The sequence below is a fragment of the Arthrobacter sp. QXT-31 genome (genome assembly GCF_001969265.1).
GTDB lineage: Bacteria > Actinomycetota > Actinomycetes > Actinomycetales > Micrococcaceae > Arthrobacter.
On record NZ_CP019304.1, the window covers coordinates 2,792,089 to 2,813,898 of the forward strand.

The following is a 21,810-nucleotide window of genomic DNA, read 5'->3' on the forward strand; positions in this document are numbered from 1 at the left end:
AACACAATGTTCATATTATGAACGCCCCCCGTGTGCATGATGACCGTCATGCATGATGAAAGGAAGCACATGACGAACGCACAAGTAAAAGTCCTCCGTTCGCTGGAGAACCTGTCCCTCGGCGACCTGGTCCTCAAGCCAACAGCCGTCAACGGCACCGAGCCGAAGGACGCGGCCGACAACGCCCTCACCGTCAACGCCAGCAGCGTGGACCTCGGATTCTGGGAGTGCTCGCCGGGCAGCTTCAAAACCGCCCGCCAGGGCGTCAACGAGGTCATCCTGGTGCTGGAGGGCAAGGGAACCCTCGTCTCCGACGCCGGCGAGCGGGTGGACCACAAGGCGGGCGACATGGTCCTGATCCCGAACGGCTGGAGCGGGGTCTGGGAAATCCACGAGCACTTCAAGAAGCAGTACGTCACCATCGCCGTCTAGTTGTATTGACCACGGACGTTAGTGACGCTCGGCGTGGTTCGGTGACATGAAGAAGACCTCCGGGTGGAGTGGGGCTTGTCTAGAGTCCAATTCCACGCACGGAGGTCTTCATGTCCCACCCTAACGCTCTTCTGACGCCCCGTGGCCGGCTGCAGCTCGCGCAGTGTGTCGTTGACCAATGTTGGAGTCTGCGCCGGGCCGCGGAACGGTTCCAGGTCTCGGTCCCGACCGCTGCGCGCTGGGCTGAGCGCTACCGCGAGCATGGACCGGAAGCAATGGAGGACCGCTCCAGCCGCCCGCACTCTTCGCCTCGGCGGACTGCCACGCGTACCGAGCGGCGGATCATCGCCCTCCGTGTGAACCGCCGGTGGGGCCCTGCCAGGATCGGTTATCTGCTGGGCATCCACCCCTCCACCGTCCATCGTGTGCTGTCCCGCTACCGGCTCGCGAAACTGGCCTGGCTCGATCGCGGCACCGGCAGGGTGATCCGCCGCTACGAACACGACAAGCCCGGGGACCTGGTCCACGTCGACATCAAAAAGCTCGGCCGTATCCCCAATGGCGGCGGACACCGGGTCCTGGGCAGGACCGCCGGGTGGAAGAACAAGACCGGCACCACGGCCAACCGCCGGCCCGGCTATCACTACCTCCACAACGCCGTCGATGACCACTCACGTCTTGCCTACAGCGAGATCCTCACCGACGAGAAAAAGGAAACAGCAGCAGCCTTCTGGTCCCGGGCCAATGCCTGGTTCAACGCCCACGGAATCACCGTCCAGCGCGTCCTGACCGATAACGGGAACTGCTACCGGTCCCGCGCTTTCGCTGAAGCCCTGGGCCCGGACATCAAGCACAAACGCACCCGCCCCTACCGGCCACAAACCAACGGCAAGGTCGAACGCTTCAACCGGACCATGCTCGAGGAATGGGCCTACATCCGCCCGTACCGCTCAGAGGCCGAGCGTGTCGCCGCTTTCCCCGACTGGCTCCATGCCTACAATCACCACCGATCCCACACCGCCCTCAAAGGTCAGACACCGGCCAGCCGCGTCACCAACCTCTCAGGTCAATACATCTAGTTTGGGCCGGGGAGCCTCAGGTCGGCATCAGTGGTCCTTCGGGCCGTTCCCCGGTTGAGCGCCAAATGCCCGCCCAGGAAACCGGCGCCCGCCAGGACTGCATTCCCCGCGAGTCCAAGCCCCGCACCGAGGCCATGCCGGCCGCGCAGCCGCGCGACCAGGGACCCGAGGAACAGGAAGATGGCGACGTCGGTCCCGAGACCGTGTACTGCCCCGATCCGGCGCTCGGCGCCGGTCATCTCCGCCCAGTCCCCGGCACCCGCGAGAGAGGTTGGCCCGGACGCTACCAGGCCGGCCCCCACCAGAAGCGTTGCCCCGGACCGGGCCTGGGTTCCTCCGGCCAGGTCGAGAATGGAGGCGGCGGTCCAGCACCCAATTGTCACGTCAGTCAGTGGGGGATGGGCTGAGTGGCCGAGGACGCCGGTGTGGAACAGGCTGCGCCGTGCCCAGGCCGGTATCGGGCCGTAGAGGAGCTCCTGGGCGGCAGCCAGCTTTTCCGAGACAGGGCTCGAGCCCACCGCCCGGGCCACGCGCTGCGGCAACGACAACTCATTCACGGGTCACACGCTACGCCCTCGGCTCAGCTCTGGACAGGGTGCCACCTCTGGACAGGATCAGTGCCCGGCAACTGCCAGCCGTCCTGACCCTTTCTTAACCAAGAACGACGGCGACACGCCGGATCTACCGGTGTGTCGCCGTCGTTCCCCAACCGCCCCCTAACCTCGCAAGCTCGGCCAGGGAACCCTGCGGTCGTGGGCCCAGCTTCAAAGAAGGTCAGGACGGCCCCGCAAAGCGGGTTAGCCGCGGAGGCGCTCCATGCCGGGGTCGAACAGCGGCTCGGCGCTGACCGTGGCGGCGACGCGGCGGCCGAAGTACTCGATCTCCACGGCGTCGCCCTCGGAGACAGCGGCAGGCAGCCAGGCGTAGGCGATCGGCTTGCGGATCGAGTAGCCGTACGCGGCGCTGGTGACGTAACCGGACGCTACGCCGCCCACGAACACCGGTTCCTTGCCCAGCACGATGGACGTGCCGTCGTCGACCGTCAGGCAGCGCAGCACCTTGTCCACGGGCTGTTCCTTGAGGGCCTTCAGGGCCTCCGCCCCCACGAAGCCTTCCTTGTCCTTCGCCACGGAGAAGCCGAGGCCGGACTGGTAGGGGTGGTGCTCGGTGGTCACGTCCGTGCCCCAGAGGCGGTAGCCCTTCTCCAGTCGCAGGCTGTTGAAGGCACCGCGGCCGGCGGCGATGATGCCGTGCTCCTGGCCGGCCTCGAACAGCAGGTCCCAGAGCTTGAGGCCGTACTCGGCGGTGGTGTACAGCTCCCAGCCGAGTTCGCCCACGTAGGACAGGCGCATGGCCGTGACGGGGATGCCGCCCACGTTGATTTCCTTGGTGCGGAAGTACTTCAGGCCGTCGTTGGTGACGTCGTCGGTGCTGACCTTGCCGATGACCTCGCGGGCCAGCGGGCCCCACAGGCCGATGCAGCAGGTGCTGCCGGTGATGTCTGTGACGTGCACCCACTTGGCCGGATCGGCGGCCGACTGCTTGCGGGCCTCGACGCGCAGGTAGTCGAAGTCCACGTTGCTGTTCACGCCAAGCTGGAAGTCTTCCTCCCCGAGGCGGGCGACGGTGACGTCACTGCGGATGCCGCCGTCGTGCTCGAGCAGCAGGCAGTAGGTGACGGCGCCGGGCTTCTTGGCGATGTTGCCGGTGCTCAGCCGGTGCAGCAGCTCCTGGGCGCCGGGGCCGTTGACGGCCAGGCGCTTCAGCGGCGTCATGTCGTAAAGCGCGACGGCGGTGCGCGTCTTCCACGCTTCGGCTGCGGAAATGGGGGAGGAGAACATGGCGGCCCAGGGCTCGCGTTCGGGTGCCTGCCACTCTTCCGGCAGTTCGTCCAGCAGGGGACGGTTGGCCTCGAACCAGTGCGGGCGCTCCCAGGCGGCCGACTCCAGGAAGAAGGCGCCGAGTTCCTTCTGCCGGACGTTGAACGGGCTGACGCGCAGGTCCCGCGGGGATTCCTTGGGCTGCAGCGGGTGCAGGACGTCGTAGATCTCCACGAAGTTCTGCTGCGAGGTCTCGCTGACGTAGTCGTCGCTGGTCTGGACCTTCTCGAAGCGGGTGAGCTCCGTGCCGTGCAGGTCGATGCGGGACCGGCCCTCGGTGAGCAGCTCGGCCACGGCCTTGGCCACACCGGCGGAGTGCGTCACCCACACGGCCTCGGCAACGAAGAAGCCGGAGAGCTCCGGGGCTTCGCCGATCAGCGGGCCGCCGTCGGGGGTGAAGGAGAAGATGCCGTTGAAGCCGTCCTGGATCGCGGCGCTGCGCAGTGCCGGCAGCAGGTCCTGGCTGTCTTCCCACGCGGGCACGAAGTCTTCAAGGGTGAAGTCCAGGCGGGAGGGCATGCGGTGGTCGGACATTTCCTCGGCCGCCACCTTCGGCAGGGCGGACATATCCACCGGCATCGGGCGGTGGGCGTAGCTGCCGATGCCGATGCGGTCGCCCCATTCGCGGTAGTACAGGTCCCTGTCCTGGTAGCGGAGGATGGGCTTGCTGGCGCCCTTGGGAAGCTCGTTGACGCCCTCGAGTTCGGGAAGCGGGGTGCTGACGACGTACTGGTGGGCCAGCGGCAGCAGCGGCACCTCCAGGCCCACCATCTTGCCAAGCTCACGGCCCCAGAAGCCTGCACAGGAGACCACGACGTCGGCGGGAATCACGCCGGAGGAGGTCTCGACGCCGGTGACCTTGCCGCCCCACTGCGAGATGCCGGTGACGGTGGTGGAACCGAGGTAGGTCACGCCCCGTTCGCGGGAGCGCTCGATCAGCAGCTGCACGGCACGGGCAGCCAGGGCCAGGCCATCGGTGGGGATGAGCAGGCCGCCCAGGACCTCGCGGCCGCCGGTGAGCTTGCCGGTGTTCAGCAGCGGGTAGATCTTTTCGCATTCGTCGGCGTCGACGATCCGGCTTTCGACGCCCCAGGAGGTCATCACACCCATCTTGCGCTTGAGGTCGGCCAGGCGCTCGGGAGTGGTTGCCAGCTCCAGGCCGCCCACCTGGTTGAAGCAGGACTCGCCGTCCTTGCTCAGCGCGAGCAGCTTGTTGACGGTGTAGGTGGCGAATTCCGTCATGGTCTTGGACGGGTTGTTCTGGAACACCAGGCCGGGGGCGTGCGACGTTGAACCGCCGGCCAGTTCCAGCGGACCCTGCTCGACGACGGTGATGTCCGTCCAGCCGCGGCTGGACAGCTCGTCCGCGAGGTTGGTGCCGACGATGCCGGCGCCGATGATGACGACGCGTGGTGATGCGCTCATGGTGTGTGTTTCTCCTGGATCGCGTTAGCGGAAAATTAACGGAAGACGACGGTGCGGGTGTTGTTGAGCAGGACGCGGTGCTGGCAGTGCCACTTCACCGCGCGGGAGAGCGCCTGGGTCTCGGCGTCCCGGCCCACCGTCACCAGCGCGTCCGGGTCGAGGGCGTGGTCCACGCGGAAGACTTCCTGCTCGATGATGGGACCTTCATCGAGGTCGGCGGTGACGTAGTGGGCCGTGGCGCCCACCATCTTCACGCCGCGGTCGTAGGCCTGGTGGTACGGCTTCGCACCCTTGAAGCCGGGCAGGAACGAGTGGTGGATGTTGATGGCCCGTCCGCGCAGCTTCTTGCACAGGTCGTCGGACAGCACCTGCATGTAGCGGGCCAGCACCACGAGGTCGGCGTCGTATTCGGCCACGAGGTCCAGCAGGCGGGCCTCGGCCTCGGGCTTGGTGGCGGCCGTTACGGGCACGTGGATGAAGGTCAGCCCGGCCGCTTCGGCCATGGGGCGCAGGTCCTCATGGTTGGAAACCACGACGGCGATCTCCGCACCCAGGCTGCCGGCCCGCCACCGGAAGATGAGGTCATTCAGGCAGTGGCCGAACTTCGACACCATGACCAGCAGCCGCTGCGGGCGTCCGTCGTGGATGCTGAAGTCCATGCCGAACTCGCCGGCGATGGCTGCGAACTCTGCGGTCAGGCTTTCGGCCGTCTGCTGGCCGGGCTCACCGAGCCTGGCGAAAGGACCCTGGTCGCCGTCGATGCCGCTGTGCGTGAAGGCGGTCCGCAGGTACAGGTTGCCGCTGACGTGGTCGTCGAACTGCTGGTGCTCCACGATGTCGAAGCCACGGTCCGCCAGGAAGGTGGTGATGGCGCGGACGATGCCCGGCCGTTCCGGGCAGGCCAGGGTGAGGACAAATTCCGCAGCGCGGGCTTTTGCCGGAGTGCCGCTGTTGGCGGCGGTGGTGGAGGCGACTGCGGGGGCGCCTTCAAGGACTGTGGACAAGATTTTCTCCTAGGGTGTAGCAGACTGGGCTGCGGTTGGGGCGGTGGCAGGGGCATCGGTGGCCCGGCCACTGCAGGGGGCGTCATCTGGGCAATGCGGGGTGCATTCGTGTTTGGTGACGAGGTCGAAGTGGACACCGCCGTGTTGCTGGACGCCTGAACGGATGGCCCGTTCGACGACGCTTGTGGCCAGCCTGCTTCGCAAGGCCAGCGGATCACGCCGCAGGTCCCGGGCCAGGGCAAGGCACAGGAGCAGCATGACCAGGACAAAGGGCAGGGCGGCGACGATGGTGATGCGCTGCAGCCCCGATAGTGCTTCGGACGGTTCATCTCCGCCGGCCAGCAGCATCACCGCGGCCACGCCGCCGGTCAGCAGGCCCCAGAAGATGACCAGTCCGCGGCGGGGTTCGCTGGATCCGTTGGAGCTCAGCGACGCCATGATGATGGAGGCCGAGTCGGCTCCGGTGACGAAGAAGATGGCCACCAGGACCATGGCCAGGACGATGACGGCGGTGGTGGCCCAGGCCGGCATGCTCAGGTTCGAGACCAGGTCGAAGAGGGCGCCGTCAAAGTCGATCGACGGGGATCCGCCGGCCATGGACACCAGGCCGTCGGCGGGGTTCTCCGTCCGGTCGGCCTGCTGCTGGATTCCGAAGGCGGTGCCGCCGAAGATCCCAAACCAGATCACACTGACGATGCTGGGAACCAGCAGCACGCCGGTGACGAACTGCCGGATGGTCCGTCCCCGGCTGATCCGGGCGATGAACATCCCTACGAACGGCGTCCAGGACACCCACCAGGCCCAGTAGAAGATGGTCCAGCCGGACAGCCAGCTGCGCAGCGCCTCGTCGCCCACGGCTTCGGTACGGGAGGACATGACCGCCAGGTCCCTGGCGTAGTCACCCAGCGCGGCCGGAACCAGGTTGAGGATGAACAGTGTGGGGCCGGCAACGAAGACGACGACGGCCAGGACGACCGCGAGGACCATGTTGATGTTGGACAGCCACTGGATGCCCCGGCTGATGCCGGAGACAGCGGAGGCCACAAAGCAGGACGTGAGTACGGCCACGATCACCACGAGCACCGGTGTGCCGATTTCCCCGACCCAGCCGTTGGAGGTGAAGCCGCTGCCGATCTGAAGCGCACCCAGGCCCAGCGACGCGGCCGTGCCGAACAGCGTGGCGAAGATCGCCAGGATGTTGATGAACTTGCCCACCGGCCCCTCGACCATGCGAATGCCGAAGAGCGAAGTGAACGCCGCGGAAATCAGCTGCTTGCGGCCCAACCGGTAGGTGCCGTAGGCCATCGCGATTCCCACCACGGCGTACATGGCCCAGGGGTGCAGCGTCCAGTGGAAGATGGATGTGGCCATGGCGGTCTGGACCGCTTCCGGGGTACGCCCGTCAACAGTCCCGGGCGGCGGCGCAATGTAGTGGTAGAGCGGCTCTGCCACGCCATAGAACATCAGCCCGATGCCCATGCCGGCGGCGAACATCATGGCCACCCAGGAAACGGTGCGGAACTCCGGCTTTTCACCGTCCTTGCCCAGCGGGATGTTGCCGAACTTGCCCAAGGCCAGCCACAGGACAAAGACCACGAACAGCGAAGCCAGGACCATGAACAGCCAGCCGGTGTATTCCATCACCCAGCCGAGGACGCTTTGCGACGTGGCCGCAAGGCTGTCCCGGCCCAGGAAACCCCAGAGCACAAAGGCGACGGCGAACACCCCGGTAATCCCGAACGTCACCTTGTCGAGGGTGAGGTGGCGGTTACGGCGCGCCGACACCGCCTGCTCGGTTTTGCTCTGCCGGAGTTCCTGAAGGATCTGGACGTGCTCGTCCAGTTCCGGCAGGCGCGCGTCGCCGCTGCTCCGGGTGCCGCTGTTCAGGGCCATGAAAGTCCTTTGCTCCGATTAAAGGGCTCGCTTAGATGTGGCCGTTAACCGTCAGGCCCGGGGGAAGGTTGGGCTCGTCCTCGGACTCGATGACCATGATGTCGCCGTCAACAACCTGGACTTCGTGCACGCGGACGGGGAGTTTGGCCGGCGGTGCGTCAACCTGTCCGGTCCGGAGATTGAACTTGGAGGCGTGCAGCGGGCACTCGACCTCGCAGCCTTCCACCCAGCCGTCGGTCAGCGACGCGTCCTGGTGGGTGCAGGTGTCGTCAATCGCGAAAAGCTCGCCCTCCTCGGTGTGGAAGACGGCGATGGGCGGCGCGGTGTTCAGGCGCAGGGCTTCCCCTGGTGCCAGTTCGCTGAGCGGGCATGCCTTGTGCATTGGGGGGCCTCTTTTCTCGTGTGGAACGTATATATGTGGTGCTGACGGGTTGTTCCGTATAGTTCAACAGCCGTCGTAATATGCAACAGAGTGCTTTCCGTCACAGCCTTTTGTCAAGGGCAGGGGGCCCGATTACGCGCCCGTTCTTTTATGAGTCATTTGCCCCTTGACAGTGACGGTGGCATGGATCACTCTGTTGCATATAGCGATTGTTGTTGCGCTAAAAGCAATAGAAAGAGGGGTGTACATATGCAGACGCTTGCGATCGTGGGAGCCTCCCTGGCCGGTCTTTCCGCCGCGCGGGCAGCCCGCGCCCAAGGCTTTACCGGACGGCTCGTCATCATCGGCGATGAAGAGCACCGTCCGTACGACAGGCCGCCGCTCTCCAAGGACTTCCTGCTCGGGTCCATCACGGCGGAGGACCTGTCCCTGGAGACCGAAACCGACGACCTCGATGCCGAGTGGCTGCTGGGCGTAGGAGCCGTGTCCCTGGACGCGTCGTCGAAGATCATTGGCCTGTCCAACGGCAAGGTGGTCCAGGCCGACGGCATCGTCATCGCCACCGGCGCACGCGCCCGTCAGCTGCCGGCCCTGGCCGGCCTGAGCAACGTCTTCTCATTGCGCACCCTCGCCGATGCGCAGAGCCTGGCGCCTGAACTGGTGCCGGGCAGCAAGATGGCCGTCATCGGTGCCGGCTTCGTTGGCGCCGAGGTTGCCTCTTCCGCAGCTTCCCGCGGGATGGACGTCACCCTGGTCGACACCAAGCCCGTGCCGTTCGCCGCCCAGCTGGGCATGGAAATGGGCTCTGTGGTGGGCGGACTGCACACCACCAAGGGTGTCCGGCTCATCTCGTCGGCAGTCATTGAAGACTTCTACTCGGGTGAAGGGAACGTGACCGGCCTCCGGCTGGCCGACGGCACCTACATCGCCGCCGACGTTGTGGTGGTGGGCATTGGCGCGGAGCCGAATGTTGAATGGCTCGCCGGTTCCGGCGTGGAGGTCGACGGCGGGGTGCTGTGCGATGCGATGGGACGCACCAATGTTCCGGGCATCGTAGCGGTCGGTGACTGCGCCGCCTGGTTCGACGCCGCTGTTGACAGGCACCGCCGGGTGGAGCACTGGACCGGCGCCCTGGAGCGGGCCGCACTTGCGGTGCAGGCCCTGTTCGACGACGACGCCCCGGCTCAGCCGCTGAAGCCGCCGTACTTCTGGTCGGACCAGCACGGCGTGAAGATCCAGTTCGCCGGCCACTCCGCCGGCTACGACCGCCTCGAGGTCGAGGCGGGCGATGCTGCCGAGCACAGCCTGCTGGCCATCTACTACCGCGAAGACGTTCCCGTCGCCGTTCTGGGCATGAACCAGCCGCGGCTGTTCACCAAGTGGCGCAGGAGCCTCGCGCCGTCGGCACCCAGGCCGGCAGCCGCCGTCGTGCCCTCAGCTTTGGCGCCGGCGGGCGAACCCGCCCTTGCCGGTGCCGCCGCGGGGCTTTAGCCCCAACCCTTTCTTTGTAATTCGTGTTGTTTGTGCTGTTTTGTTAGGAGAACAAATTGTCTGTTGAGGTATCCACCCCGAGCCTGATCCCCACGCTGGGCGGCCACCTGTACACGGATCCGGCGATCTTCCGGGCCGAGCAGGAGCGTATTTTCGAGCAGATGTGGTTCTGCGCGATCCGGTCCTCGGACCTGGGGAAGCCCGGGGCATGGCAGACGGTGCAGATTGGCCGCGAAAGCGTGCTGATCTCGCGCACCCGCAAGGGCGAGATCCGCGCCTTCTACAACGTCTGCCGGCACCGCGGCGTGAAGCTGTGCATGGAGGAAAAGGGCGAAGCTGCCCGCAACTTCCAGTGCCCGTACCACGCCTGGACCTATGACTTCGAGGGCAAGCTCATCGCGGCCCCGAACCTGACCAAGATGCCGGACATCGACCGCGACGAGTACGGCCTGTCCAAGGTCCACATCCGCGAATACCTGGGCTACGTGTGGGTCTGCCTGGCCGAGGAGCCGCCGTCCTTCGAAGAGGAAGTCATGGGCGCAATCGAGGAGCGCCTCGGCAACGTCCACGCCATCGACGGCTACGATGTGGCCAACCTGTCCGTGGGCCGCCGCATCCGCTACGACGTGAAGGCCAACTGGAAGCTCATCATCGAGAACTTCATGGAGTGCTACCACTGCGCCACCATCCACCCGGAGCTGACCGAGGTCCTGCCCGAGTTCGCCGACGGCCTGGCCGCGCAGTACTTCGTGGGCCACGGCGCCGAGTTCGGTGAGGACATCAAGGGCTTCACCGTGGACGGCTCCGAGGGCCTGGACGTCATCCCGGGCGTGGCCGAGGACCAGGACCGCCGCTACTACGCGATCACGATCAAGCCGACCGTGTTCGTGAACCTGGTTCCGGACCACGTCATCATCCACCGCATGTTCCCGATGTCCGCAGACCACACCATCGTCGAATGCGACTGGCTGTACCTGCCCTCCGTGGTGGAGTCCGGCAAGGACGTCAGCGCCTCCGTTGAGCTGTTCCACCGCGTGAACATGCAAGACTTCGACGCCTGCGAGCGTTGCCAGCCGGGCATGGCCTCCAAGTCCTACGCCAAGGGCGGCGTGCTCGTCCCCAGCGAACACCACATCGGCGCTTTCCACGACTGGGTCCAGGAAAAGGTCGGCGACGTCCCGCTGTCCGGAGAAGCCCTGCTGGGCCTCACCCCGGACACCCCGCCGCTGGAAGAGCGTGCAGAAACCATGCAGCAGAAAGAGACCGCAACCCCGGCCTCCTAAAGCTCTAGCCCACTGACTGAGCCTGCCGAAACCACAAGTTTCGGCAGGCTCAGTCGTTTAAGCCGGCGGGTTCTACCGGTGCGTGTAGCCCATCTTTCCGCTGATGACCAGGCCGGCATCCTTCAGGCCCTGGATCAGTCCCGGAGTGTTTTCCGGGTCGAAGCGGAAGGCAGGGCCGGAGATGCTGACGGACCCGATAACTGTCCCGAAGTGGTTGTAGATGGGCACGGCAACGGCGGTCAGGCCTATCTCGAACTCCTCGTGGACAATGGCATAGCCGTCGCGCGACACGTCGAGGAGCTGTTTTTCCAGGGTGTCCCGGTCCGTGATGGTCCGCGGGGTACGTGCAGGCAGGCCCGTCTTCTGGAGGATGCGTGAGCGTTCTTCGACCGGCAAGGCCGCCAGCATTACCTTGCCGCTGGAGGTGGCGTGGAGGGGCGTGAGGCTGCCCACCCAGTCGGAGGTCGCCAGCGTCGACGGGCCCATGGCCTGGTCCACGTTTACCGCGTAGTTGGAGCGCAGCACGGCGAGGTTGACGGTCTCCTTGTACTGGTCCGCGAGGCTCTCCAGAACGGGGCGTGCCTCGTGGACCAGGCTCAGCCTGCCGGGAATGGAGCTGGCCAGGCGCAGGATGCCAAAGCCCAGCTGGTACTTGCCGCGGTCGCTGTTCTGCCGCACGATCTCCCGGGACACCAGCGAGCCGATCAGCCGCGAGACGGTGGACTTGTGGACCCCCATCTCTTCGGCGATTTCACTGACGCCTGCATGCCCGTCCCGGGCCAGGATTTCCAGGATCTGGAGGGCGCGGTCGACGGACTGGACGCCTCCGCCCTGGGCGTCCGGACCCCGTTCGGTCCACTGTTCGTCTCTTGCAGCCATCAGAAGGTGCTCCCGGTTCGTCGCCGTAACCAGCGGTCAGGCGCTCCGCCTTTCCGCCTGGTTCACACTTCCGATCCTAGACTGAGACGGATCGCCGGCGTCATTTTCCCCACAAGACGCTGATGGCCCGGCTCCACCGGCTCTTAACGCAGGGAACCCCGCCGCGGTGGTGAGCGGGTCACTGTGCCGTGGCGGGGTTCCGTGGTGTTTAGCCGTGGTGGTTAGCCGATTTTGTTGGCGGCTTCGGCGTCGGAGAGGGGTGCTGCGCCGAGGTTGGCGCGGAGTTTGGCGCCGAGTTCGGCGTCGACGTTGGTCCAGTACTGGATGGCGCGTTCCTTGATGCCGGGGCTCTTCACGCCGCCCACGGCGCCGGTGATGGTGTCCAGGAAGCGGGCCTTTTCGGCGTCGTTGTAGACCTCGCGGTAGAGGGTGCCGGCCTGGCCGAAGTCGCTGTCCTGGGCGTGCAGGGAGTGCGCGGCGTGGGTGAGTTCGCCGTCGTTTTCCCAGCCGCCGGCCGGGGACTGCGGTTCCACGGCGGCCGGGCCGCCGAGGGTGTTCGGGGCGTAGACCGGCACGGTGGGGGCGTTGAACAGGTAGCGTCCGGCGCCGTCCTGGCTGTAGTTGTTGACCGGGCTCTTGGGCTGGTTCACCGGGATCTGGGCGTGGTTGGTGCCCACCCGGTAGCGGTGGGCGTCGGCGTAGGAGAAGATCCGGGCCTGGAGCATCTTGTCCGGGGACGCGGCGATGCCGGGCACGAAGTTCGACGGGGCGAAGGTGGCCTGTTCGATCTGCGCGAAGTAGTTTTCCGGGTTCCGGTTCAGTTCCATGGTGCCGACCTTGATCAGCGGGTAGTCCGCGTGCGGCCAGACCTTGGTCAGGTCGAACGGGTTGAACCGGTAGGTCTTGGCGTCCTCGTAGGGCATGACCTGCACGTGCAGGTCCCAGGAGGGAGGTTCCCGGCTTCGATGTTTTCGTGCAGGTCGCGGATGTAGAAGTCCGCGTCCGAGCCGGCCAGCGCCTCGGCTTCCTCGCCGGTGATGTTCTTCACGCCCTGGTTGGAGTGGAAGTGGTACTTGACCCAGAACCGTTCGCCTTCGGCGTTGATCCACTGGTAGGTGTGCGAGCCGTAGCCCTGCATTTCGCGCCAGGACGCGGGCAGGCCGCGGTCACCCATCAGCCAGGTGACCTGGTGGGCGGATTCGGGGGACAGGGTCCAGAAGTCCCACTGCATGTCCGCGTCGCGCAGGTGCGTGCCGGGCAGGCGCTTCTGGGAGTGGATGAAGTCCGGGAACTTGATCCCGTCGCGGATGAAGAACACCGGGGTGTTGTTGCCCACGAGGTCGTAGTTGCCCTCGGTGGTGTAGAACTTCACCGCGAAACCGCGCGGGTCCCGCCAGGTGTCGGGGGAGCCGTTCTCGCCGGCGACGGAGGAGAAACGGATCAGCATCTCGGTCTCGACACCGGGCTGCAGGAACGCGGCCTTGGTGTACTTGGAGATGTCCTCGGTGGTCCTGAACGTGCCGAACGCGCCGCCGCCCTTGGCGTGCACCACGCGCTCCGGGACCCGCTCACGGTTGAACTGCGCGAGCTTTTCCACCAGGTAGTGGTCCGTGAGGATGATCGCGCCGTCAGCACCGACAGACTTCGAATGCGAATCCGAACTGACAGGCGCACCCGACTGCGTGGTCGACACAGCAGGCGCAGAGATGTTCAAAGTCATCTTTCTCCTAATTACTTGATTACTTGCCATCTACGTTTGCAGGTTTTGGGCCGGGTGCGGACCCGTCAGCGCAGGTGCCAGGCGTTCCTGGCCCACATACGCGTTCAGGCTCTTGCCCCGACTGAAGCCCACGAGGGTTACGCCGGTATCGGCGGCGAGGTCGGCTGCCAGGCTCGAGGGCGCACTGACCGCTGCCAGGACCGGGATGCCGGCGAGGGCGGCCTTCTGGACGAGCTCGAACGACGCCCGGCCCGAGACCTGCAGGACCGTGCCGCGCAACGGGAGGAGCCCTTCGCGCAGCGCCCATCCGATCACCTTGTCCACGGCGTTGTGCCGGCCCACATCCTCACGGAGGCACAGCAGCTCAGCTGAACCGCCGTCGTCGATCCTGAACAGCCCTGCCGCGTGGACGCCGCCGGTCTTGTCGAACAGCGCCTGGGCTTCGCGCAGCTGTTCTGGCAGGCGCGCAAGCACGTCGACCGGCACGCGCAGCCGGTCCTGGTGCACGTCATGGTTGAGGGTCTTGCGGACGGCCTCGATGGACGTGCTGCCACAGATCCCGCAGGAGCTGGAGGTGTAAACGTGCCGCCCGGTGTCCGGAAGGATAAGGCCGGGACGGAACTGCGCTTCCACCACGTTGAAGGTCTGCCGGCCGGTTTCGTCCTCGCCGGCGCAGAAGCGGAGCGACACAAGGTCCTCCTGGCTGCGGATGATGCCTTCGGAGACGAGGAACCCGGCCACGAGGTCAAAGTCGTCGCCGGGGGTCCGCATGGTCACGGCAAAGGAGTGTGATGTCTCGGGACATTGACTACAGATGTCCCGAGACATCGACGACACCCCCGGTCTTCGGACCGGGGGTGTTTTGTTTTTTCGGCTGGTAGCCGCGGGCGGGGTTGATGGTGAACTCGGCGAGGATTTCGCCGGTGCCGTGTTCGACGGCGGTGGCGTCGGTGTCTCTGACGAGCAGGATGATGCGTTTGTGCTTGTGGGCGCGGCCGATGCCGAGGTGCCGGAGGCGTCCGGCGTGGCGGAGGGTGACCTTTCCGTCGGCATCGACGCGGTCGGTGCGGATCCGCCAGTGTTCCCCTTGGGCGGCGATGGCCGGTGCAGCCTTGGGGGTCGCTGCGTAGGCCCGGAAGGTGTGCGGCGTTTGAGGGCCCGGTGTGGCCGTTCGTGGTTGTAGACGTGGCGGAACTTGGCCAGGAGCTCGTTCAGGTCGGCGATGGTGTGGGCCTCGGGCTGGTTTTTGAGCCATTTTTTGAGGGTCTGGTGGAAACGTTCGATCTTGCCCTGGGTCTGGGGGTGACTGGGGCGGCCGTTCTTCTGCGTGATGCCCAGGGACGCGATGAGGGTTTCGAAGGCGTTGCGTCCGCCGCGCCCGCCGGCGAGGCGGGTGGTGTAGACCAGGCCGTTGTCGGTGAGCGTGGAGGCGGGCAGGCCGTGCTCTTGTGCGGTGTCCAGGAAGGCATCGGTTACGACGGTTCCGGTGACTTTGGGGTGGGCGGTGAGGTGGAGCAGGTAGCGGGAGTGGTCGTCGATGAAGTCCAGGATCTCCACCTCGGTGCGGTCGGCCAGGGTCCAGTAGGTGAAGTCGGATTGCCACATCTCATTGGGTTGGGCGGCGGTGAAGCGGCGCAGTGAGGAACGGGGCCGCTTGCGCGGTTCCGGGGCCACGGTGCCTGCGGCGCGCAGGATGCGGTGGATCGTAGATCTGGCCGGCGGGGTTCGGCCTTCGCGTTCGAGGTGCGCGGCGATGGTCTCGGCGCCGGCGTCGAGCCCTTTTTTGGTCAGCTCGGCGCGCAGCGCGAGGATGCGGGCGCGTACGTCCGGGTCCGTGGCCTGTGGGTTGGTGCGGGGTCTGCGGGAACGGGGCGCCAGGCCCGCGTCGCCCTCGGCCGCGTACCTGGCAAGGAGTTCGTGGACCCATTGGCGGCCGACGCCATAGCGTCGGGCAGCCTCTGATTTGGACATTCCGCCCTCAAGTACGGCCAGGACGATGACCTTGTTCTTCGACATGGCCCATCGTCGACGGCCGGGGTGTCGCCGATGTCCCGGGACACGCCAAAGACCGTCGCCGATCTCCGAGGACATGTGTCGCGTATCAGCTGTCGTGCATGTCCCGAGACATGTGTCGCCTATGTCCTGAGATCACACAGTCACGGCAAAGGAGAGGTTTCCGAAGCGGATCTCCAGCGGTTCCTCGGCCGCCAGCACGTCCTCGCGCACCCGGACAGGGAATTCCATGGCGGCTTCCGAGCCGTCGAGCAGGTAGCGGTGCACCTTGCGGCGCTGGGTCAGGCGTGCCACTCCCTAGTCCCCCCAGACCAGATCGCCGGGCAGCCGGGGCTGCAGCGGCGGGCACCAGGGGAGGGAAAAGGCCGGAACCGGCTCCCCCAGCTGGGCGCCCCGGGACGGAACCGCCATGACGCCGTCGGCGCTGGCGAGTCCGCGCATCATGCCGGGGCCCGTGAAGTCGGCGGGAACCGCCAGGCCGTTGACCCAGCGGAACGGCAGAAGCCGGGTGGATGCCCGGTGGGCGTCAATGGTTGTGCCGCACAGCACCCGGCTGACGCCGGGCAGTGGCTGGTGGCCGAGGGCGGCCAGCAGGGGACCGCCAATGGTGAAGAGGGCCATCAGTGCGGCGAGCGGGTTGCCGGGAAGTCCGACGACGAAGCGGCCGTTGGGCAGTTTGCCCAGGGCCGCGGGATGGCCGGGCCGCATGGCGATGCCGTCGATGAGGAGCCGGCCGCCGAGCGCTGCCACGGCATTGCGGAAATGGTCCGCGCCTGAGCGTCCTGTGCCGCCTGTGGTCACGACGACGTCAGGCCACTGGCCCATCGGCGCTTCGGACGCACCCAGGGCCGTGAGCCATTCCTCGTACGAGTCCCCGATCCTGACCAGCGGCCCAGGGACACCTCCGAGCATCTGGATGACAGTGCGGAGCTGCGGTCCGAAGGCGTCCCTGACCTGTCCCGGCTCCGGGATGCTGGCCGTGACCACCTCTGAGCCGGTGACCAGCATTTTGACCAGCGGCTTGCGGCGCACCACCAGCTGGTCGAAGCCGGAGACGGCGGCCAGGGCGATATGCGCAGGGTTCAGGGCCGTCCCGGCAGGGATCAGGACCTCGCCGGCTGCCGCTTCCTCGCCTGATTTGCGTATGTGCTGGCCCGGGCGGGGTTCGCCGGGGGATGCGCCGTCGCCGAGCATCAGCAGGGCCCGGCCGGCTGGGGAGGTGGTGAGCCGTCCGCTCTCGACGCGGAGCACCGACTGGGTGCCCGGAGGGATGACGCCGCCTGTGACCACCGGGCTGGCCTCCCCGTTGCGGAGCGGCCGTCCCGGTTCCGTCAGTGTCCAGGGGCCCTCACCGCTGACCGTCCAGCCGTCCATGGCGGACGATGCGTAGTGGGGCAGTTCCTGAAGTGCGACGACGTCGGCCGCCAGCGTCCTTCCGCTCGCCTCGGCGAGCGGGACACGTTCCGGGCCCAGGGGGCCGGCACACTCGAAAGCCACACTGCGTGCCTCGGCCCAGGTGTGCTCTCGGTGAGTGGTGTGGTTCCTGTGAGCGATCTGCTCCGTGTGAGTGGCCCGCCCGGTGGCCCTGTCCGGCCTCTCGATGGCTTGAAGGGCTGGAGCTGTCACTGGTCGTTCCCTCGTTGGTGAAAATGCTAGCTGAAACGGGCGGCCGCCTGGCGGCGCGGCGCGGGCCAGGTTTGCGCAACGGGAAAGCCCGCCGCTGCTGTTCGTTTCCCGAAAGCGGTGCTTCGGCGCTTACCTCCCCAGGTATTTCAGGCCTCCGAAACACCGTTCACGGGAAACGAAACTGATTTATGCCCTCGACGCGGGCCCGGGCTCTGCGCCCTTGGCGGCCGCCCTGATATTCCAAATATATCTCACAGATATATCAGAGGGAAGGGGTAGAAGCCCCTGGTTTTCCGCTGATTCAATTTGTGCCGGTTCCCGCCTTCTGGGGCTGGCTCTCTGGCGAGGTGTTTGGTGCCTAGGGAGCCTCGACCATGACGACGTCGCCGTTCTCCCGGCAGAACATGCGGCGGCCGCCCCCGTAGGTGCGGACCAGCCACAGGATGCCGCCGTCCTTGGTCAGATCATCGATCCAGCCGCTGTGGTGGTACCCGTACGACTCCAAAACGGTGACGAAATCGCCTCGCGTGAGCGTGGTCCAGTCCGCCACGACCTCGGCACCGGTGGACGGCGCCGAGGTACTGGGTGCCATGACTGCCGCGGTCATGGCGTGAGGACCGGCGTCCGGGCGCGGAGCTGGTCGCGCGCCGCCTCGGCGGTGTGGAGGAGCAGCAGCGCCGTGGTGACTGAGCCGACACCGCCGGGGACCGGCGTCAGTGCGGCGGCGACCGTACGGACGCTGGCTTCGTCGACGTCGCCGACGAGTGAGCCATCGGAAAGCACGTTCGTTCCCACGTCGATGACCACTGAATGTTCCGAAACGTCAGTTCCGGTGAGCAGCCCGGTGCGGCCGGCAGCCACAACCACCACGTCGGCAGCTTTGGTGTACTTCCCGAGGGGGCCGGACTTCGAGTGGCAGACGGTTGTGGTGGCGTCCTTCTGCAGCAGCAGCAGGGACAGCGGCTTGCCAACCACTGTGGAACGCCCGACCACCACCACGTTGCGGCCAGCCACCGGAATTTCGAAGTGGTCCAGGATTTCCACCACGGCGCGCGCCGTGGCCGGAGCGAAGGCACGTTCCCCGACGGCGAGAAGCCCCAGGCTCTGCGGGTTGGCGCCGTCGATGTCCTTTTCCGGGGAAATGTACTTGACCAGTTCCTGGGTCCTGACGCCCGGGGGCAGGGGAGTCTGCAGGATGATGCCGTTGACGGAAGGCTCGGCGCTGAGGTCCTTCAGAACTGTGATGAGCACCTGCTCGGTCGCGTCATGTCCGACGTCGATAATCCTGCAGTTGATGCCGGCCGCTTCCGCAGCGCGCTCGATGGAGCGCACGTACCAGTGCGTGGAGCTGTCCTCCGTCGCAACCACGACGGCCAGGGTTGGGCAGGAGCCCTCTTCGGCCAGTGCTTTGGCTTCAGTCTGGGCCTGCTGCTGGATCAGTTTGGCGAGAGGCTTGCCGGAGAGCAGTGAGGCCGTCATCGGAGGATCCTTTCCCGTACCTGGCGTGAGAGCGAGTCAGCTGCCAGCACAACTTTTTCTTCGAGTCCGTCAGTTTGTTCAGCCAGTGCGGCGCGCGCCTGGGCATCCTTGATGGCGACGACGTTGATGTCGATGTTGACCCGGGCCGTGGTCGCGGCTGCCCTGGCCGCGTCGGCTGCCGCGGCAATGTCGCTGATGACATTGGGGTTCGCAATATCCAGAAGTTCTGCTGCGAGATCCACGACGGCGGCCGACAGCCTGATCAGCTGTGCCGGCGGCTGGGCAGCCTGGCCCAGCGCGGCGTCGATGGCGGCTGCCCGCGCAGCACGCTCGGAGTCGCTTTCGGCGGGCAGCCTGTAGGAGGCGATCACGCCCTTGAAGGCGGCCTCGTCGGCGTCGGCAAGGCCGAGCGTTTCCCCGACGAGCTGGTCGGCGGCGGCAATGATCCTGGACGTCGTCTCGGCATGCTGCTCATATTTGCCGCCGGTGCTGAACCTTGCCACCATCGCCACCAGGGCCGCACCCTGCGCCGCGTGGAGCGCCGCGGCCGCGCCGCCGCCGGGGGTGGGCTGCCGGGCGGCAAGCCGGGCCAGGTAGTCATTAATTGTTTCTGAACCGATCATTTGTTCATTCCTGGTAGAAGCTAAAACGGAAAGGGGGCTGCACGCAGCCCGGCTCCCGTTGCGAGGATGAGCCGGGCTGCGTGCCCCCCAGTGGGCCCTGCGGGCTGGTTAGCCGCGGAGCCGGGTCATTTTCGGGTCGTACAGCGGCTCTTCCGAAACGGTGGCCGCGATACGACGTCCGAAGTATTCGTTCTCGACGGAGTCGCCCACCGAGACGGCGCCCGGCAGGTAGGCGTAGGCAATCGGCTTGGCCACGGTGTATCCGTAGGCGGCGCTGGTCACGTAGCCAACCGCCTGCTCCTTGTAGAAGACAGGTTCCTTGCCGAGGACGATGGACCGGCCGTCGTCGATGGTCAGGCAGCGCAGCCGGCGGGCCGAGCCCTCCTCGGTCCGGCCTTCGAGCGCGCCCTTGCCGATGAAGCTCTCCTTGGCCATCTTCACGGCGAAGCCAAGGCCTGCCTCGAAGGGGTCGTGCTCCGTGGTCATGTCCGTACCCCAGGAGCGGTAGCCCTTCTCGAGCCGCAGCGAGCTGAACGCTGCCCGTCCGGCGGCGATTACTCCGAAGGGCTGTCCCGCCTGCCAGAGCGCATCCCACAGCCGCTGTCCGTTGTCGGCGCTCGTGTAGAGCTCCCAGCCGAGCTCTCCGACGTAGGACAGGCGCATGGCCGTAACGGGGACCCCGCCGATGACGACGTTCTTGGACCGGAAGTACTTCAGGCCGTCGTTGGAGAAGTCATCGTTGCTGACCTTGCCGACCAGGTCGCGTGCCAAGGGACCCCAGAGGCCGATGCAGCACGTGCCGCCCGTGGTGTCGCGCACCTGGACCCAGTCAGAGGCGGAGCCGCTCTGCGTCTGGTGCCGGGCCGCCCTCGTGAAGTAGGCGGTGTCGATGTTGCCGTTGGCGCCGAGCTGAAAGGTGTCCTCGCTCAGGCGGGCCACCGTGATGTCGCTTCGGACGCCGCCGGCGTGGTCGAGCAGCAGGGTGTAGGTGACCGCACCCGTCTTCTTGGCCAGGTCCGCCGTCGTCAGTTCCTGCAGGAGCTTGAGGGCGCCCGGGCCGGAAACCTCGAGGCGCTTGAGCGGGGTCATGTCGTACATGGCCACGGCCGTGCGGGTCTTCCACGCTTCGGCGGCGGCGATCGGGGAGCTGAACATTCCGGACCAGGCGTCACGGGCCGGCGGCAGCCATTCGGCCGGCATCTCCTTGAGGAGGGCGGCGTTGGACTCGAACCAGTACGGCCGCTCCCAGCCGCCGGACTCCAGGAAGAACGCGCCGAGCTCCCTGTGCCGGGCGTGGAACGGGCTGACGCGAAGGTTGCGCGGGGACAGCTTGGGCTGGAGTGGGTGCAGCACGTCGTAGATTTCCACGAAGTTCTGCTGCGAGGTTTCGCTGACGTACTCGGGGGTGAGCTGGACGTCCTCGAAGCGGGTGATGTCGCACTCGCCCAGGTCGGTTTCGGACTTGCCCGTGGTGAGCAGCTCCGCCATGGCCTTGGCCACGCCGGCGGAGTGCGTCACCCACACGGCCTCGGCGACGTAGAAGCCGTCGAGCTCCTTGGACTCGCCAAGGAGCGGCCCGCCGTCGGGGGTGAAGGAGAAGATGCCGTTGAAGCCGTCCTCGATTTCGCTTTCCGCCAGTGCGGGGAGGAGCTGCTTCGTGGCCTCCCAGGCCGGCAGGAAGTCCTCCAGGGTGAAGTCCAGGCGGGAGGGCATGTTGTGTTCGCTGACCGTCTCCGGGGCGTACGTGCCCAGGGTGTCGACATCGACCGGCATGGGGCGGTGGGCGTAGGAGCCGATGCCGTAGCGCTCGCCATGTTCGCGATAGTAGAGGTCCTGGTCCTGGTGGCGCAGGATGGGCAGCTGGGCGCCGTTGGGCAGTTCGTTCTTGCCCTTCTGGGCCGGCACCGGGGTGGTCTTGACGTACTGGTGGGCCAGCGGGAGCAGCGGAACGGACATGCCGATCATGGCACCGATCTTTGCACCCCAGAACCCGGCGCAGGAGATGACGATGTCGGCCGGCACTACGCCTTCGGCGGTCTCGACGCCGGTGACCCGGCCGCCGGACTGCTCGATTCCCGTCACGGTGGTGGAGCCGCGGTACTTGACGCCCGCCGCCTCGGTGCGCTTGATCAGCAGCTGCACGGCGCGCGCCGCGCTGGCCAGGCCGTCGCTGGGAACGTGCAGGCCGCCCAGGATGTTCTCGTCATCCAGGAGCGGGTAGAGCTCCTTGCATTCGGTGGCGGAGAGGATCCGTCCGTCGATGCCCCACGAGGCGGCGTAGCCCAGCTTGCGCTTGAGGTCAGCGAGGCGGGTTTCCGTGGTGGCGACTTCCAGGCCGCCCACCTGGTTGAAGCAGCTGACGCCGTCCTCGGTCAGGGACAGCAGCTTTTCCACCGTGTACTTGGCGAAGGATGCCATGGTCTTGGAGGGGTTGGTCTGGAAGACCAGGCCCGGAGCGTGCGAGGTGGAGCCGCCGGGCATGTTCAGTGGCCCCTGGTCCAGGACCGTGATGTTGTTCCAGCCCCGCGCGACCAGTTCGTCGGCGAGGTTTGTTCCGACGATGCCGGCTCCGATGATGACAATACGTGGCGTGGATGCCAT

The 21,810-nt window shown here is 66.5% G+C and carries 15 protein-coding genes and 4 pseudogenes; 4 read left to right on the top strand and 15 right to left on the bottom strand.

Features of this window, described 5'->3' with window-relative positions; genetic code table 11:
* Positions 1-69 precede the first annotated feature (69 nt).
* On the top strand, positions 70-432 hold the full coding sequence (locus tag BWQ92_RS12545; protein ID WP_172804283.1) for a cupin domain-containing protein: 363 nt from the start codon (positions 70-72) through the stop codon (positions 430-432).
* A gap of 110 nt (positions 433-542) precedes the next feature.
* Complete coding sequence (locus BWQ92_RS12550) at positions 543-1,511, top strand: IS481 family transposase (RefSeq protein WP_076799930.1); 969 nt, start codon at positions 543-545, stop codon at positions 1,509-1,511.
* Here the strand turns inward: BWQ92_RS12550 and BWQ92_RS12555 are convergent.
* The 5 genes from BWQ92_RS12555 to BWQ92_RS12575 all read right to left on the bottom strand — a co-directional run bounded on the left by BWQ92_RS12555 (position 1,508) and on the right by BWQ92_RS12575 (position 8,095).
* Positions 1,508-2,068 carry a DUF2231 domain-containing protein gene (locus tag BWQ92_RS12555; protein ID WP_157365148.1) on the bottom strand — a complete coding sequence of 187 codons (561 nt, stop codon included), beginning with the start codon at positions 2,066-2,068 and terminating at the stop codon, positions 1,508-1,510. The genes BWQ92_RS12550 and BWQ92_RS12555 overlap by 4 nt on opposite strands.
* Positions 2,069-2,308: 240 nt before the next feature.
* Positions 2,309-4,816, bottom strand: a complete 2,508-nt coding sequence (locus BWQ92_RS12560) for a GcvT family protein (protein WP_076799933.1) — start codon at positions 4,814-4,816, stop codon at positions 2,309-2,311.
* Between the two features lie 35 nt (positions 4,817-4,851).
* Positions 4,852-5,820, bottom strand: a complete 969-nt coding sequence (gene purU, locus BWQ92_RS12565) for a formyltetrahydrofolate deformylase (protein WP_076799935.1) — start codon at positions 5,818-5,820, stop codon at positions 4,852-4,854.
* 9 nt (positions 5,821-5,829) lie between these two features.
* Positions 5,830-7,713: a BCCT family transporter gene (locus tag BWQ92_RS12570; RefSeq protein WP_076799936.1), complete on the bottom strand. Its 1,884-nt coding sequence runs from the start codon at positions 7,711-7,713 to the stop codon at positions 5,830-5,832.
* 31 nt (positions 7,714-7,744) lie between these two features.
* On the bottom strand, positions 7,745-8,095 hold the full coding sequence (locus BWQ92_RS12575; RefSeq protein ID WP_076799938.1) for a bifunctional 3-phenylpropionate/cinnamic acid dioxygenase ferredoxin subunit: 351 nt from the start codon (positions 8,093-8,095) through the stop codon (positions 7,745-7,747).
* A 249-nt stretch (positions 8,096-8,344) separates the two neighbouring features.
* Here BWQ92_RS12575 and BWQ92_RS12580 point away from each other — a divergent pair, with 249 nt between their 5' ends.
* Complete coding sequence (locus BWQ92_RS12580; RefSeq protein WP_076799940.1) at positions 8,345-9,586, top strand: NAD(P)/FAD-dependent oxidoreductase; 1,242 nt, start codon at positions 8,345-8,347, stop codon at positions 9,584-9,586.
* A gap of 56 nt (positions 9,587-9,642) precedes the next feature.
* Positions 9,643-10,869, top strand: a complete 1,227-nt coding sequence (locus tag BWQ92_RS12585; RefSeq protein WP_076799941.1) for an aromatic ring-hydroxylating oxygenase subunit alpha — start codon at positions 9,643-9,645, stop codon at positions 10,867-10,869.
* A 72-nt stretch (positions 10,870-10,941) separates the two neighbouring features.
* Here BWQ92_RS12585 and BWQ92_RS12590 read toward each other — a convergent pair whose 3' ends face one another.
* The 10 genes and pseudogenes from BWQ92_RS12590 to BWQ92_RS12630 all read right to left on the bottom strand — a co-directional run bounded on the left by BWQ92_RS12590 (position 10,942) and on the right by BWQ92_RS12630 (position 21,810).
* Complete coding sequence (locus BWQ92_RS12590; RefSeq protein WP_076799943.1) at positions 10,942-11,748, bottom strand: IclR family transcriptional regulator; 807 nt, start codon at positions 11,746-11,748, stop codon at positions 10,942-10,944.
* 221 nt (positions 11,749-11,969) lie between these two features.
* Positions 11,970-13,468, bottom strand: a pseudogene (locus BWQ92_RS12595) (catalase).
* Between the two features lie 30 nt (positions 13,469-13,498).
* A pseudogene (gene fdhD, locus BWQ92_RS12600) lies at positions 13,499-14,254 on the bottom strand (formate dehydrogenase accessory sulfurtransferase FdhD); the annotation flags it as partial.
* Between the two features lie 22 nt (positions 14,255-14,276).
* A pseudogene (locus BWQ92_RS12605) lies at positions 14,277-15,484 on the bottom strand (IS481 family transposase).
* Positions 15,485-15,619: 135 nt separating this feature from the next.
* Positions 15,620-15,775 (bottom strand): annotated as a pseudogene (locus BWQ92_RS23565) (formate dehydrogenase accessory sulfurtransferase FdhD); the annotation flags it as partial.
* Between the two features lie 3 nt (positions 15,776-15,778).
* Positions 15,779-16,978, bottom strand: coding sequence for a molybdopterin molybdotransferase MoeA (locus BWQ92_RS12610; RefSeq protein ID WP_442856726.1), 1,200 nt, complete (start codon positions 16,976-16,978; stop codon positions 15,779-15,781).
* A 487-nt stretch (positions 16,979-17,465) separates the two neighbouring features.
* On the bottom strand, positions 17,466-17,714 hold the full coding sequence (locus BWQ92_RS12615; protein WP_076799946.1) for a hypothetical protein: 249 nt from the start codon (positions 17,712-17,714) through the stop codon (positions 17,466-17,468).
* The gene (locus tag BWQ92_RS12620) at positions 17,711-18,586 is read right to left on the bottom strand and encodes a bifunctional 5,10-methylenetetrahydrofolate dehydrogenase/5,10-methenyltetrahydrofolate cyclohydrolase (RefSeq protein WP_076799948.1); all 876 of its coding nucleotides are present in this window, start codon (positions 18,584-18,586) and stop codon (positions 17,711-17,713) included. The genes BWQ92_RS12615 and BWQ92_RS12620 overlap by 4 nt, the downstream gene beginning before the upstream one ends.
* Positions 18,583-19,209: a cyclodeaminase/cyclohydrolase family protein gene (locus BWQ92_RS12625; RefSeq protein WP_076799949.1), complete on the bottom strand. Its 627-nt coding sequence runs from the start codon at positions 19,207-19,209 to the stop codon at positions 18,583-18,585. The genes BWQ92_RS12620 and BWQ92_RS12625 overlap by 4 nt, the downstream gene beginning before the upstream one ends.
* 108 nt (positions 19,210-19,317) lie before the next feature.
* The gene (locus BWQ92_RS12630; protein ID WP_076799951.1) at positions 19,318-21,810 is read right to left on the bottom strand and encodes a GcvT family protein; all 2,493 of its coding nucleotides are present in this window, start codon (positions 21,808-21,810) and stop codon (positions 19,318-19,320) included.

Excerpts from the sequence above, each read along its gene's own strand:
- BWQ92_RS12560 (WP_076799933.1), bottom strand. The coding sequence starts at position 4,816 with ATGAGCGCATCACCACGCGTCGTCATCATCGGCGCCGGCATCGTCGGC.
- BWQ92_RS12550 (WP_076799930.1), top strand. The coding sequence starts at position 543 with ATGTCCCACCCTAACGCTCTTCTGACGCCCCGTGGCCGGCTGCAGCTC.
- BWQ92_RS12545 (WP_172804283.1), top strand. The coding sequence starts at position 70 with ATGACGAACGCACAAGTAAAAGTCCTCCGTTCGCTGGAGAACCTGTCC.
- BWQ92_RS12625 (WP_076799949.1), bottom strand. The coding sequence starts at position 19,209 with ATGATCGGTTCAGAAACAATTAATGACTACCTGGCCCGGCTTGCCGCC.
- BWQ92_RS12580 (WP_076799940.1), top strand. The coding sequence starts at position 8,345 with ATGCAGACGCTTGCGATCGTGGGAGCCTCCCTGGCCGGTCTTTCCGCC.
- BWQ92_RS12615 (WP_076799946.1), bottom strand. The coding sequence starts at position 17,714 with ATGACCGCGGCAGTCATGGCACCCAGTACCTCGGCGCCGTCCACCGGT.
- BWQ92_RS12575 (WP_076799938.1), bottom strand. The coding sequence starts at position 8,095 with ATGCACAAGGCATGCCCGCTCAGCGAACTGGCACCAGGGGAAGCCCTG.
- BWQ92_RS12570 (WP_076799936.1), bottom strand. The coding sequence starts at position 7,713 with ATGGCCCTGAACAGCGGCACCCGGAGCAGCGGCGACGCGCGCCTGCCG.
- BWQ92_RS12630 (WP_076799951.1), bottom strand. The coding sequence starts at position 21,810 with ATGGCATCCACGCCACGTATTGTCATCATCGGAGCCGGCATCGTCGGA.
- BWQ92_RS12590 (WP_076799943.1), bottom strand. The coding sequence starts at position 11,748 with ATGGCTGCAAGAGACGAACAGTGGACCGAACGGGGTCCGGACGCCCAG.
- BWQ92_RS12620 (WP_076799948.1), bottom strand. The coding sequence starts at position 18,586 with ATGACGGCCTCACTGCTCTCCGGCAAGCCTCTCGCCAAACTGATCCAG.